This is a genomic window from Shimia fortis, from assembly GCF_040225985.1.
GTDB lineage: Bacteria > Pseudomonadota > Alphaproteobacteria > Rhodobacterales > Rhodobacteraceae > Shimia.
In genome coordinates this window covers 192,902-206,236 of sequence record NZ_JBBPEU010000001.1, presented here as the reverse complement: position 1 = coordinate 206,236, position 13,335 = coordinate 192,902, and the positions used below count along the sequence as shown (strand labels likewise).

The following is a 13,335-nucleotide window of genomic DNA, read 5'->3' as shown; positions in this document are numbered from 1 at the left end:
CCGGACATCTGCCCCGCTGCTTGAAGTGGTTTCAAAACCCGAACAGGTTTGCCTGTTTGATAGCCTGTTCGACAAACTTTGTCCGGTCCATTTCGGGGCGCCACCCAAGAACCTCTTTGGGGTGACTATTGTCGAATTGCGCATAATGCGCACGCGATTTCCAATCGGCCAAGGATGGACGGCTGATCCCGTATCTCCGCAATACGTACTTCTTGAGGAAAAACTTCACCCCATCCGTCAGATAGAACAGGGTCAGATTGCCTGGCACGACCTTGATCCTCGCATTCAGCGCCTCGTGTATCGCGTCGAAATACCCCCGTGCGGTGAACATTGGCTCTCCGATCAGGTTGAACGAGTCCCCAATTGCTGCTTCGTTCTCTGCCATCAGGATCAAGGCATCAGCGACGTCGTCGTTCAGAACAAAGGGTAGGTTATGATGGCCTCGCCCCCAAATGCGCACCGCGCCGGCCCCGTGCCAGCGCCCTATTCCCCAATGTTGCAGAGGGCCGCCGGGTCCAACCACAATCCCGGGTCGAGCGATCACAAGGGGCAGGTCGCGTTCCTTATGCAGTTTCAGCAACCGTGCCTCACATTCAGCTTTTGACCGCGCGTAGAGGTTTCTGTCGGTCATGTCCTGATCTAATGGCGTGGCTTCAGTAATGACATTTTCCGGATCCGACATGTCATAAGACGCAATGGTGCCAGTGTAGATGAAGCGGTGGACACCGGCACGCAGCGCAGCTTCGGCTATTGTAACCGTCGTGCCCACATCGTTTTTAAGCGCCGCTTCCCATGTTGCGTCAAGCGATTTGCCCAGATGATAAACCGTTTTGATACCTTCCATAGCGCGATCCAGAGCTTCGGCACTGGAAAGCGACGCTGAAAAAAGTTCAACATGGTCTGAAATGTCGTCAAATGGCCCACCGTTTCCACGGCTCAGAACCCTTACATCCCGACCTGATGCGACAATGCGGCGGGTCAGCGCCCGCCCGATGAAGCCGGTACCACCAATGACAAGCACGTCGGGCGACGGAGTGCCCGAAGGTCGTACCAACAAAGGCTCTTCCGGCAGCAATGCCAGACAATCATCAATGGCCTGCATGACGTTCACGCCACTGACCGGCGCAAAGCGGGCGTCGAGTGGGGCATCATTGCGGATCGCACTATAGAAAGCTTTGAGTGTTCCCTGAAAACTCAATGCGTAGGGCGACTTGCGATTGAGCGAAACCAGTTGTTTTCCAAAGTTTGACACCCCCGCCGCGACATTGGATCCCGCGCGCGCCAACTGCTTCATCAGTGGGTTAATCACAATGTCGGTTGTGTTATCATATGCACAGTTCAGAACGTCATTCGCAAAGTCTAGGCGCGCCATGCCACTTGACCCGCGCACGATCACCGAACGGTCGTCATAGGTTTCGACCAGCGACAGGTTCAGCGTGACATCGACGTCACCGGCGCGTGCCAGAATGCGCCAGCTTTGGGGGCGGGACTCACCCGCTGGCAGTTGGATTACCTTGCCAGAATTAACCGAGATAATCTCGAGTGGCCCAAACAGGTCGACGGCAAAGGCAAAGAGATGAGGGCCGAGTTCCAGCAAGAGATTGCGCGTTTCCCGTAGCAACCACAGACCGAAAGGCCCAGACCGCAACGGCCCAAGCGGGAAGTGCCAGTTGATTTCGGCATTTGCGATCCGCCCCAACTTGCCTTCGGAGATAGTTTTGTTGAGGCGCTCATATGCGGGAATACCAAGGAAATTATGCCCAAACCCCAGAAGCTTACCATGTTCTGCTGCCGTTGCCGCCATGTCACGCGCATCATCAGCCGACAGTGCGACGGGCTTCTCGACAAGGCAGTGTAGCCCGGCCGCGAGGCATTGCTTGGCCAAAGGTTTGTGAGAGTCCGGTGGCGTGAGAATATGAACTGCATCGCAAACCCCGGCCTCCAGCATGTCTTGAAGATCGGTAAAGGCTTGAACACCCCGGGCTTCCGCCATGGCTGTGGCAGCGGCGGCGGACCTGTCGCAAACTGCAACAAGGTCAACACCGCGGGTGGCCTTGATGGCGTCTGCATGCCAGTCAGCGATGTAACCTGCCCCCACAATGGCAGTGCGAATACGATTTTTGTTCATTTTGTACATCTTTCAGACGCCGGTTTTTCTATTTGTACTCGATAATTCTCATGCTGCGCCCTTTGTAGCGCCGCCAGTAAAAGGTCATCATCCCCAGAAAGTTCGGAAACTTCGAGAGGGAAAGAAAGACCGCATGGTGGCGTGCGCGGGCAGGCTCCAGCCCCTGAGCCGTCAGGCCCTTCACGGTCCTTGAATACGACAGGATGTAAGCGCCAAGCACGGCCAAGGTCAAAATGCCAGAGAACAGCAGGCCCAGAACGAACAGCAAGGGCAGGACCGCCCCGAAAAGCCACACGCGGCGACGTTCGGGCACGAAATACTCAGGATGCAGGAAACCCACTTGCGCAAAGCCGTGGCCGCTGCGCACGGCACGCTGCCACCATTGGCCAAACCGTGTCATGGCAGCGTCGTGTCGTGTCATGGATTGCGGCAGGCGATGTGCGCGCCAGCCTGCCGCGCGCACCCTTACACAGAACTCGTCATCCTCGGCAGCGATCACGGTGGGATCAAATCCCCCTACCTGCTCAAACGCGGTGCTGCGCACCATCATGTCACCGCCGCATGCCTCGATATCGCCGGCAGGGCGATGCCATTCGAACTCGCACAGGTCATTGTAGATGCTTTGGGTCGGATAGATTTCCGACCGCCAGCCGGTCACGATACCCATTTCGGGATGCGTATCCAATGCAAGCCGGGCGTGGCTGATCCATCCGGATTCGACGCTGCAATCGCCGTCGATGAACTGGATATAGTCTGGCAATCCGGCCTCGCGTAGGGCATCTACGCCGGCGTTACGCGCGCGCGCGGCGGTGAAAGGCACCGAAGTGTCCAGATCAACTACCGTGGCACCGACCTTGCGCGCCTCTTCGATACTGTTGTCGGTTGATCCGCTGTCGACATAAATGATGGCCACGTCCTGTGCAGAAAGCGAGGCGAGGCAGGCTACCAACCGCTGCCCTTCATTCCGCCCGATCACGACAACCGTCACGCTTCCGCTCATCTGTTGCTCTCCGAAACAGGGCGCAGCGTGTTTGGCGGAGCGCAAGACACATAGCCCTCGAACAACTCACTTAGCCATTCCGCTTCTGCCAGGTTGCTGTATTCGGCGACGACTTTCGTGCGCCCAGCCTCACCCATCGTTTGCGCGTGTTCCGGGTTGTCTAGCACTTTCGAGATCGCCGACTTCAGAGCATCAAGATCCCCAGCCGCAACGACATGCCCTGAAACGCCATCCTCAACCAATTCGGGCACCCCTGCGATACGTGTCGTGACAACAGGCCGTCGTGCTGCCATGGCCTCCATTAGGACCACAGGCACGCCCTCGGCAAAGCTGGGCAGGACGAGCATGTCGGTGTTTTTGAGCAATTCAGCTACCGAGTCTTGCGATTGATAGCCGAGGAATTCCACCGTTTCGGCCAAACCCATCTTGTGTGCTTTTGTTTCAATCGCTGCGCGCTCGGGCCCGTCACCGACCAATTTGACCGTAAGCGTCGGGTAGGTTTGGCGCAGGTCTTGCACAGCATCCAGAAGCAGAGGGACCCCTTTGACTCCAGCCAGTCGTCCCACGAACAGGATGTTACCAATGGCGGGCGCAGTCTCTTCGAAATTGTATCGCTGGGGGTCTACGCCACAGTGGACGATATGCAGCTTGCCCCAGTGCGCCGGATCAGAAAACGCCATCGCCTGTGCGCGGCAGAAATGACTGATGCAGGCCACAAAGCTGGCGGTTTCGATCTTCTTGTCCAGACGCCAGTGTTCAGGCGCAAAAAAGATATCCGGACCGTGCAGCGTGAAACTGTAAGGGATACCAGACAGGGCAGAGGCCAGCATCGCAACCGTGCAACTGGATTTTGCGATGTGATTGTGTAGTTGGTCGATCTTGTGTGATTTCAGATGCTGGGCCAGAACGGCGGCCTCGGCGAAATAGAAGAGCTGATAGAGCAGCGCCCTCAGGCCTGCCGGAGCGGTGCGGATCGCGAGCCATAGCGCACGGCCATAGCCTGCGGGTGAGGCCAACAGCATCAGCAGGTGGCACTTGAAGAGATGCAAAGGGTTCTTCGCAGCTGCGAGCACATGGAATGTGGCGGCGGCCTCGGCCTTTTGCTCGGGTCCCACGTGATGTTCGGCGTTCGTGCGCCGGATGGAGCAGGTTTTCACCTCGTGACCCAGCGCGCGCAATGCCGCAACCTCGCGCTGGATGAAAGTATCCGTGGCGCGGGGATATTCGCCTGTCAGATAGGCGATCCGGCTGCAGGGTTTCGAGACGGTCATGCCTCTGGCCCGCGTGTGTTGGCGATGGCTTGGCTCATGGCGTGTTCAAACGCGACCATTGTGACGCCTTCAAGGCGTTCGTGTAGCCGTTTGTTGGAGAATGTCGTGGCGCCAAAGCGGGCCGCCAGCGTGGCAGGTTGTAGAAGGCCAACGCGCCGTAGCGATGTGGGCAGATGCCGCGCCATCAGGCGCAAGGGGGCCAGTGGCAGGGGGACAACCACTTTTGGCCAGCCGCAAGCGCGGACTGCGGCAAGGTACCGGTCACGGGTTGGGCGGTCGTCATCCAGCACGTTGACGATCATCGGGCCATCGGGGGCAGCACAGGAGGCTACGAGAGCGCTTGCACAGGTGTCGATATGGCAGGTTGGGATTTCGCCAGCTGACCCAAGCCGGAACATGGCCGGTCCCGAGGAAACGCCAAGATGGGCATTGAACAAACGGTCGGGCCCCCAGACAGCCCCGACCCGTAAGATGCGGAGGTCAAGAGATGTGAAGGTTTGCAAAGCCTGCTCCTGTTGAAGCTTTGCGGCGCAATATGCGTCACGTCCGCCCAAATTAGGCTCTAATAATGCATTTTCGTCAATATTCTGGGACGCCTGATAGTCATACACAGCCATGGACCCGACCAATACCAACCGTCTTGTCCCTTCGTTGGTCATGGCCTTGGCCAGACATTCCGAGGCTTTGACGGTATTACGTGCCATGCAAACCGGATCAGCGCTGAAACTGCCCGCGGCGTGGATGACTGCGTCTGTCCCGACGAGAGCTTGCGTCAAGATTTCTGGGTCTTCGACAAGATCGGCATATACAATCTCGGCGCTTTCCAGCGCGACCGGAGGGAGTTTGCCCGGACGCAGGAGGGCTTTGACGTGGTAGCCCGCGCGCAGGGCGTGTGTCACGACAGCCTGACCGATATAGCCGCCCGCGCCGGTCACTAATAGAGTCTGTTTCACCTCTATTTTGCCCATGGCATCGGCTCGATCGGGACGCATCGGGTTTGCATGGCAACGGATCCGCTATCATCACTGGCATTCTGGATCGCGAGAGTTACTTCGTTGACATGCAAAGCAAGGTCCGTGGACATCCGTGAAGGCCGGTCGTCGGCCATCGCGGACAGCATTTCGACCGGGCCCAGTGCAAAATTCATCGAAGCGGCCCCCCAACGCTCAACCTTGGGGTGGGTTTTGGCAGGCGGGCGGATCCGACGCCCCAGAGGATGTTCCAGAAGGCGCCTGCGTACGCGCAAACGCCTGTGAAATTTCACCGGCGCGGCGTTGTCCCAGGCGCGGCCCACCCTAAGAACGCCCTTGTCCCCGATGACCCGGATTTGGTGGTCGTGGGGCGCAACAATGGAACAGGTTAGCCGCGCGACCACCCCGCATTCAAAAAACAGGGTTGCAATAGAAACGTCCGGCGTACCCCCGGACCCCTTGTCGGGCAAAACTTCTGCACTGGCTGCCACGACGCGCCGAACGCTGCCGAGATGCCCAATAAGCCAAGTGAGGTAGTAGCCCGCATGTTCTAGCGTGCATCCGACCCGGAATTCATCCTCGGCAGGCCACTTGGCGCCGGATTCACTTTGCCAGTCTTGATATGGGGCCTGTGAAATGAACCCGTCATCCAACTCGGCATAGATGAGGCGCACCTGTCCTGCGATCCCGTCCCGCATGGCTTTGCCCAGCATTTGAGACGCTTCCCCTAGAAAGGAACAGGGTGCCGACCCTAACATTAGCCCTCTTTCCTCGGCTGTTTTGGCAAGGGTTAGGGCCTGATCCATTTCCATTGCGAGTGGCTTTTCCGAATACACCGGATAACCCGCATTGAGGCTGGCCATACTGACGTCGAAATGAGACGCAGGGTTCGTCAGGTTCAAAATAAGGCATCCGTCGGGCAGGGACGCAAAAAAACCGTCCATCGAGGGGTGACCAGTTAGTTGCCAATGATCGCAAAAGGCGCTGAGACGTTCGGCATCCCGGTCATGACAATGGATCACAGACACATCGGGATATTCAGCGAATGAGCGCATGTAGAGGTCGGCAACGAAACCACATCCGATTATTGCGACTGATTTCATAGGCTCTCTCGAAAGAATTCGGTTTATGTCCCGCGATTTAACCACTTGGAGCGTTGTCAAACCAGACGGTTGTAGTCGACGATGGGATGATGTGACATAAGTAGGACAACCCGTTCGAGAACAGGAGTTGCAGAGTGGATTTCCCATCGGTTGCAGGCCGCATTGCAGTCAATGTGCCCGATGAGGCAACGCTTTTGCTGAAGGTTGCGGAAAAACTAGAAAAACGCGAAGGGTTTGCCCTTGCCACAATCAACCTCGACCATCTGGTAAAACTTAAAGATGATGCAGATTTCGCGCGGGCCTATCTCTTGCAGGATTTGGTTGTTGCGGATGGAAATCCGGTTGTCTGGATGTCCCAACTGGCAGATCAGCCGCTGGAATTGCTGCCGGGGTCTGACCTCGTTCTGCCGCTGGCGAAGGTCGCCGCAAGGTTGGGGGTGCCGGTTGGGTTGATCGGTACAACGGACGACGCTTTGGAACGGGCAGCCGAGGCCATGAAAGCCGAGGTCCCAATGCTGGACATCGCGTGTTGTATTGCGCCACCCATGGGGTTTGACCCCGATAGCGCGGCCGCAAACACCGTTCTGAGAGAGGCTGAAAACGCCGGCGCGAAGTTGTGTTTTCTGGCGCTCGGGGCGCCGAAACAAGAGATCCTAGCCGCGCGTGGGCGCACGGTCACGCCGGATGTGGGGTTTGTGTCTATCGGCGCGGGCCTGGATTTTCTGGCGGGGAGTCAGAAGCGCGCGCCTGCTTGGGTAAGAGCGATGGCGATGGAATGGTTCTGGCGGATGCTTCAAAACCCAAAACGCCTTTCGGCCCGCTATGCGCGTTGTTTTGTGATCCTTCCGGGACTCACGGCAGATGCGATCAAACAGCGAAAGCAGCCAAGATAGAGTCTGTTTTTATACTTCTACAACACGCGGTTTGGGCGGGCGCCGCAACAAAATCAAGTCCTTGATTTTTCGTTTCAGGCCACGAGGCGCTGGCACCTCGCGATTCATTTCAAAGATGGCGCCGTTCAGGGACGGGTCATGCCAAAGCGCCAGACCAACACCCCATTTGGCAGCGATTGCCGGATCAAGCCCGTCTTGTATCCCCATATCAGTTGCCAGCATGCCCGGCATCCAAGTGTTCACGATGATTTCGGGGAACCTGTCGTGTAGATCGGCGTGAAGTGCCGCGCCGAAGATGCGACCTGCCCCTTTTGACACGGCATAAGCCGAACTGGCGGGAAGCGGGGCCATGTCTGCAAAACTCGAAACGTTGATGATACGACCAAACCCGGTTTCACCCATATATAAAAGTGCCGAGATTGTGCACGAGACAGTGCCTCCAAGATTTGTACCGACAACTTCCATGAAGCTTGCGCCGGTTTCGTCGAAAATATCGCGACGGGGATAAATCCCGGCGTTGTTGATCAAAAGGGTGACGTGGCCCAATGTCTGTTCAATGGATTGAAACGCTTGTTCGACAGCTTTCGAATCTGCCACATCCACGACCATCGGCACAAACCGATCGCTCTGCGCCTTGGACATCGTGTCTTGCAGCGCCGAGTCCCGTCGCCCAAAGCCGATCACACTTAGGCCTTTTTGCACCAACTCCAGCGCAAGCGCCTGCCCCAGACCGGAGCCGGCGCCCGTCACCAAGGCGATGTCGTGGCGTGGATCAATCATTTTTGCAATCCTTCTGACGGCTGAGGGTCTTATGGATATGGTCGGCCACACGCAGTGCATTGGCGGCGATGGTGAGGCTAGGATTCGTGCCGCATGACGTGGGCATGAAGCTCGCATCCGTCACATACAAATTGTCCAGATCGTGTACCTTGCAGTTTGGATCAAGCACGCTTTCGGCTGGATCAGAGCCGAATCTCAGGGTCCCGCAGGCATGGCCATAGTTCAACTCGGGTCCGTGGTTTAGAAAGACCCATCGCATGCCGCGCAAAGTCTTTCGAATTTCGGACCGGAAGGTTTTGCGACGTTTCAGAAGCTCGGGGGCAATGTCGTATTGGAACGCCAATTGGTCTGGGCGGTCACTGTTCACGATCACCCGGTTCTCGGGGTAGGGCAGGTCCTCGAGGATGCCCACGAAAACGGCGGCGCTGCCAAAGAGTTTGGAAGCGATCAGTGCGGGAATGCGGGTAAACTGTCGCAGCCAGGTTAGTTTGCGCAGGGGCGACCGATCGAACGCCAAGTTCAGGAAATGCACGATTTCGCCATATCGTGCCTCGATCCCCATGGCCTGTATCAATCCCAGCCGTTGACCGTCCTTGAAATACAGGTCCCTCAGAGCGATCGCCTTGGTCGGACCCTCTGTACGCGCCGACCGTGGGGGCCAGAGTGCGAACATTTCGTTCATGTGGAACATCAGGTTTCGGCCGACAAGGCCGCTTGAGTTGCCGCAGCCTTCCGGCCAGTCTTCAGATTGCGACCGAAGCAACAGAGAGGGCGAGGCGAGGGCACCTGCTGCCAGAACAAAATATCGGGCGCTGAGTGTTTCGACGCCGTCAGGTGTTTCGATTTCGACGCGTGAGACATGATCCGTATCCCCGATGAACTTGCGCACGGCTGTGTTGACTTGAACTTCCGCACGGCCTGTGGCCAACGCCGGGTCTACCCCTGCGGTTCGGCCATCCATCTTGGGGTGTTTGGGACAGCGTGTTTCTTTGCAGGTTGGGCAGTCCTCATCCCGATGGAAACAGAGATGGCCCTGATAGGGGTGCAACCCGTTTGCGGCCAGTTTCTGCATCAACGCCGCCTCGTCCCGGCGTGGGGGGCTGGGCGGATCGAGGGTTCCGTCGCTTTCACCAAGCGGGTCTGGGGTGCCATTCACCTTGAACATGCTTTCCGCGGCAGAAAACCACGGTTGCATCTCGGCATAGGACACAGGCCAACCCCCGGTTGGGTGCGGGCGGGCTTCGCTATGGTCGAGATCATGAGGTTCGGGGCGCTCTAACGCCCCCGCATAGAAGGTCGAAGAGCCACCGACGCCAGACCCGATTGGCGCAAAAAATGAAAAACTCTTACCGTTTATGGTCGCTTGTATCGGGGTGGGCCAATACCCGCGCACGTGACGTGCGACGGGGTCTCCCATCTCGTAATTGAGGTCATGCCTTGCAGCCGGGTGACCCTGTGGTCCGCGTTCCAGATAGAGTACCGACCATCCTTTTTCTGCCAGCCAGCGCCCCAACGGACCGCCGCCCATACCAGTTCCGATGACGATCACGTCCCAGATTTGGTCAGTGGGCGTTTCAGTCATGGGTTTCCCCTTTTCGGGCGGCTTCAAAGGCAGGCAGGAACAAGGCGCGCAGTCGCTGTGCGGCGGCATTTGTCAGGTGGTTGTTGTCAAAATACTGCCCCACCTGACCGTGTATGGCAAAGCAGTTTGCCCCGTCACACATGTTGGGCCATGTGTCGATTCTCTGAATTGCGCCTTGCGCAGATAGCGTATCCCAAACCGCCCTTACAGATGCCTGACGGAGCATAACCGCATCCTTCGATATGCGTGCAGCCTCGGCGGCCTGTTCTGGCGACAGCCTGCCATAAGCAAGATCGCGGGCAACACGGCGAGAGTCATAGTTGGCCAATTCGGGCACCTGTTGGGCGACAAAGACGTTCACACGGGTATCGTTCAGCGTTTCGACCGTGCGGGACGCGAGGGCCGAAAAACCGGGGGAGACTTCAATCGTGTTATGGGCGTCTATCCCGTAGCCTTGGCCGGTAGCGTAGTAGGCCCAACGTCCGACCAAAAGGACAGCAGCAAGATTGCTCCATTCGGAGATGTCGCTTTCAATCCTGCGATTTGCAGTTTCACACTCTTGATCCTGAGCGGCTGTAGCGGCGCGTTCGGTCTTGGATGCCCCGAAGAATGGTGGGCAGCCGGCCCTCCAGAGGATGAGTGCAGGGGTTTGTTGCTCATCAGCTAGCTGCGCCAGACCATCCATATAGGCGCGCAGATGCGAGTCGCCCCAGATCAGAAGGTGTTGTGGACCGTCTGGGCCGATCGGGCAGACCTCAATCCCCTGAAACCGTCCGGTTGCCGGAATGTGGCAGCGGCTCCAATCCTGGATGAAGTCGGCAGAGGCATCGATATGAATGCGTGTCTCAGGGGAAAAACGATCAGGCAGGCCATCCGCTTTGAAAACCACAGCACCCAGAAGCAGGACTAGCGCCGAGGTGCCTGCGGCCACGCTAAACACAGTGCGCGGGCTGATGTTTGCAGACCTGCGCACAGGTTGTTCCACAAAGCGCCAGCACAGGGCGGCAAGCCCCATGGACACTGCGATCCAGAATACCTTTGCCGGTAAAGAATCCGGCGGCCCCCAGATGTAGGTGGCAAACACCATGACCGGCCAATGCCAGAGGTACAGCGAATAGGAGATCAGCCCGATGAACACAGGTGCCTTGGTCGACAAGGCGCGGTTGACGGGATTATTTCCCTGTCCACCAAGGATCAAGAGCACGGTGCCCAACACAGGTACGATGGCCTGCCAACCGGGAAACCCGTAGTCGGGCCGACTCAGCAGTATGGACCCGACAACCAGCCCCAACCCAGCCCACGAAACCCAAGAGCTTAACTTCCAAGACAGCTTCTGTTGGTGCCCGACAATGGACAATAGGACACCCGCCAAAAGCTCCCACGCACGGAAGGGGAAAAGATAAAAGGCGGCGGGTTGGTGCGTGTAGGTCAGGTACAGGGACGCGATCAGCGATGTTGCGAACAACCCCCAGAGCGCAGGCAGGATTGTGTGTTTCCAACGGGCGAACAGCAAAAGTGCAAGGGGTAGAAACAGATAAAACTGCTCTTCCACCGAAAGGGACCAGGTGTGCAGCAGCAGCTTTTCTTCTGCCGATCCATCGAAATATCCGGCCTGCCGATAGAAAAGGACATTCGAAAGATACACCGTCGCGGCAATAGCGCCTTTGCCGAGTTCGCGAAAGTCGAAAGGCAGGAGTGCAAACCACCCAACCAGCAGCGCGGCAAAGACCATGACAAAATAGGCAGGGGCCAGGCGTCGGATACGTCGCAGATAGAAGCGGGATAGCGAGATCTGCCCCTCTATTTCCAGTTCCCGCCAGAGGATGGAACCGATCAGAAAGCCCGAGATAACAAAGAAAATATCTACGCCAACAAAACCGCCGCCCACGCCTGCAACGTCGAAGTGATACAGCACAACGGCCATCACCGCGATGCTGCGCAATCCGTCTATTTCTGCTCGATGCGCGAGAGGCGCGGCTGGCTTTGGCACTGGTTGGGTCACGTTTGGTTTGCGTGGCTGTTATTGAAACACTTTGAAACTAAGCTTGGGGATACGCAAACTTTTGGGCGAAAGGGGTTCAGTATTGTGATCACTCCAAGACTTACATGTAGGTTCGTTTGCGTGGGCTCGGCTGGCTGTCGGTGGCTTTCTGCTCTTCTTTTCGCCAACGCGTCATCTGTTCTGCGTGTCCCAGCAATGCGCCCGCCAAAAGCCACGTTAGGGGCGTCAGTGTGGCATTGGGAAGCAGGTCAACAAGGTTGATTGCAAGAACTAGCGCAATCGCGCCAGCGTAAGGGGAAATCTCGAACTGTGTCCATCGCGACGAGGTGTTGTGTCGCCTGTCCACTTTGTTGGCGCGCGGACGCACTTGTTGCCGCCAAATCATGAAAATCGGTAACGATAACAATCCGAACTCAGCAAGGAAGCCGACCCATCCATACATGCCGAGGGCAATGATCCACCGGCCGTCCGTCACGGACTCGATTTCGCCTGTAAAGGCGTCTCGCTCTTGGTTGCGCCCCCATGATCCCCAGCCGAATACGGGTTTGAGTTCGGCACGTTGCAAAAGGCCGTTTTCATTTTCGAACCGGAATGCGAGGGACTGAGCCCGTTCGGCGCTGACCTTGGCAGCCTGTTCCAGCATGAACCTTTCGGGGACGATATGTGCCCCTTTCATGAGCGGATAAGCCAGGGCCAGCACAGCCAACAGCGCCGCAACATGTGTTTGCAATCTGTGCGAAGCAAACAGGATCAGCGCCCCCACAAGGCCGGCATAAATCAGGGGGGCCAGTGTCTTGCAAAGGGTCAGCACGACCAGCAGGTAAAGCCCCGCCAGAAGATATCTGGCTTTGGCTGCGGATGTCTCGCCCTTGAACAGAGCGAACGCAAACATCGTTGTCATCATAACAAAGAAGGCAACCCAGATCCCGTGTTCAAGGAACACCATCGGACGAAAGCCGCCGCCGCGCATGGCTTGCGAGAACAAATGCTGGAAGAAGCCATAAACCCAAGTATTGAGCTGCGGGCTGAGCCGCACCTCAACCAGAACCGGGATTGTGAACACCAGCCCAGCAATGACAAAGATGCGTAAAATATCCTTCTGAGACTCGGCGGTGGTCAGGACGTTTCGTGCGACAAGAAAACCAGCAATGGTCATGAATTGCGTCAGCATCAGACCCACGGCATCGCTCAAGCCAAGTCCGCGAATGGCGGTTTGGGCAAAAATCAGGGGCTCTGAATTGGTGAAGACCGTGGGAAGCGGCGATAGGATAAAGACTAGAATTAAAACCGTTGCGATCCGCGACCTCGGAAGAAGAAATACGCGGGATTTTGTTGTCGCGACCCAAGCCACCAAAACGGCAAGATTTGGAAGTGTCGCCTTGTTCAGTGCCGGCATCAATGGCGGATCAAATGCAACGGGATAAGGGGGGAGCAAAAGATACGCTCCGACCAGCGACCAGACAACCGCCTTCCCGGCAGGAAGACGCCTGAACAAAACCCATATCGCGACAGGTGCGAGGCCCAGAACAAGATAGGCAAATGAATTGGGCATGTGTGGGTGCCGTCCTCGTGTCGCAGATTAGCCCCACGATAAACCTTCGGGAT

10 protein-coding genes and 1 pseudogene are annotated in these 13,335 nt (G+C 57.2%); 1 reads left to right on the top strand and 10 read right to left on the bottom strand.

Going from position 1 to position 13,335, the window contains the following annotated elements:
* Positions 1-31 precede the first annotated feature (31 nt).
* The 6 genes and pseudogenes from WNE31_RS00900 to WNE31_RS00875 form a co-directional block, all read right to left on the bottom strand.
* Positions 32-2,128 (bottom strand): NAD-dependent epimerase/dehydratase family protein, encoded by a 2,097-nt coding sequence (locus tag WNE31_RS00900; RefSeq protein ID WP_349977698.1) that lies wholly within the window; start codon positions 2,126-2,128, stop codon positions 32-34.
* Between the two features lie 28 nt (positions 2,129-2,156).
* Positions 2,157-3,128 carry a glycosyltransferase family 2 protein gene (locus tag WNE31_RS00895; RefSeq protein ID WP_349977697.1) on the bottom strand — a complete coding sequence of 324 codons (972 nt, stop codon included), beginning with the start codon at positions 3,126-3,128 and terminating at the stop codon, positions 2,157-2,159.
* Complete coding sequence (locus tag WNE31_RS00890; protein WP_349977696.1) at positions 3,125-4,399, bottom strand: glycosyltransferase family 4 protein; 1,275 nt, start codon at positions 4,397-4,399, stop codon at positions 3,125-3,127. The genes WNE31_RS00895 and WNE31_RS00890 overlap by 4 nt, the downstream gene beginning before the upstream one ends.
* Positions 4,396-5,352 (bottom strand): NAD-dependent epimerase/dehydratase family protein, encoded by a 957-nt coding sequence (locus WNE31_RS00885; RefSeq protein WP_349977695.1) that lies wholly within the window; start codon positions 5,350-5,352, stop codon positions 4,396-4,398. The genes WNE31_RS00890 and WNE31_RS00885 overlap by 4 nt, the downstream gene beginning before the upstream one ends.
* A 2-nt stretch (positions 5,353-5,354) precedes the next feature.
* Positions 5,355-6,083, bottom strand: a complete 729-nt coding sequence (locus WNE31_RS00880) for a Gfo/Idh/MocA family protein (protein WP_349978240.1) — start codon at positions 6,081-6,083, stop codon at positions 5,355-5,357.
* Positions 6,084-6,134: 51 nt separating this feature from the next.
* Positions 6,135-6,473, bottom strand: a pseudogene (locus WNE31_RS00875) (Gfo/Idh/MocA family protein); the annotation flags it as partial.
* Positions 6,474-6,607: 134 nt separating this feature from the next.
* Here WNE31_RS00875 and WNE31_RS00870 point away from each other — a divergent pair.
* On the top strand, positions 6,608-7,366 hold the full coding sequence (locus WNE31_RS00870) for a WecB/TagA/CpsF family glycosyltransferase (protein ID WP_349977694.1): 759 nt from the start codon (positions 6,608-6,610) through the stop codon (positions 7,364-7,366).
* 9 nt (positions 7,367-7,375) lie between these two features.
* Here the strand turns inward: WNE31_RS00870 and WNE31_RS00865 are convergent, their stop codons facing one another.
* The 4 genes from WNE31_RS00865 to WNE31_RS00850 all read right to left on the bottom strand — a co-directional run bounded on the left by WNE31_RS00865 (position 7,376) and on the right by WNE31_RS00850 (position 12,922).
* Positions 7,376-8,146: an SDR family NAD(P)-dependent oxidoreductase gene (locus tag WNE31_RS00865; protein WP_349977693.1), complete on the bottom strand. Its 771-nt coding sequence runs from the start codon at positions 8,144-8,146 to the stop codon at positions 7,376-7,378.
* Positions 8,139-9,728, bottom strand: a complete 1,590-nt coding sequence (locus tag WNE31_RS00860) for a GMC family oxidoreductase (RefSeq protein ID WP_349977692.1) — start codon at positions 9,726-9,728, stop codon at positions 8,139-8,141. Before WNE31_RS00860 ends, WNE31_RS00865 begins: the two co-directional genes overlap by 8 nt.
* The gene (locus tag WNE31_RS00855; protein WP_349978239.1) at positions 9,721-11,718 is read right to left on the bottom strand and encodes an acyltransferase family protein; all 1,998 of its coding nucleotides are present in this window, start codon (positions 11,716-11,718) and stop codon (positions 9,721-9,723) included. The genes WNE31_RS00860 and WNE31_RS00855 overlap by 8 nt, the downstream gene beginning before the upstream one ends.
* Before the next feature lie 112 nt (positions 11,719-11,830).
* Complete coding sequence (locus WNE31_RS00850) at positions 11,831-12,922, bottom strand: hypothetical protein (RefSeq protein ID WP_349977691.1); 1,092 nt, start codon at positions 12,920-12,922, stop codon at positions 11,831-11,833.
* Positions 12,923-13,335 lie beyond the last annotated feature (413 nt).

What these genes read in the sequence shown, in the direction of transcription:
- WNE31_RS00900 (WP_349977698.1), bottom strand. Translation starts at nt 2,128, where the DNA reads ATGAACAAAAATCGTATTCGCACTGCCATTGTGGGGGCAGGTTACATC.
- WNE31_RS00895 (WP_349977697.1), bottom strand. Translation starts at nt 3,128, where the DNA reads ATGAGCGGAAGCGTGACGGTTGTCGTGATCGGGCGGAATGAAGGGCAG.
- WNE31_RS00890 (WP_349977696.1), bottom strand. Translation starts at nt 4,399, where the DNA reads ATGACCGTCTCGAAACCCTGCAGCCGGATCGCCTATCTGACAGGCGAA.
- WNE31_RS00880 (WP_349978240.1), bottom strand. Translation starts at nt 6,083, where the DNA reads ATGCTGGGCAAAGCCATGCGGGACGGGATCGCAGGACAGGTGCGCCTC.
- WNE31_RS00865 (WP_349977693.1), bottom strand. Translation starts at nt 8,146, where the DNA reads ATGATTGATCCACGCCACGACATCGCCTTGGTGACGGGCGCCGGCTCC.
- WNE31_RS00860 (WP_349977692.1), bottom strand. Translation starts at nt 9,728, where the DNA reads ATGACTGAAACGCCCACTGACCAAATCTGGGACGTGATCGTCATCGGA.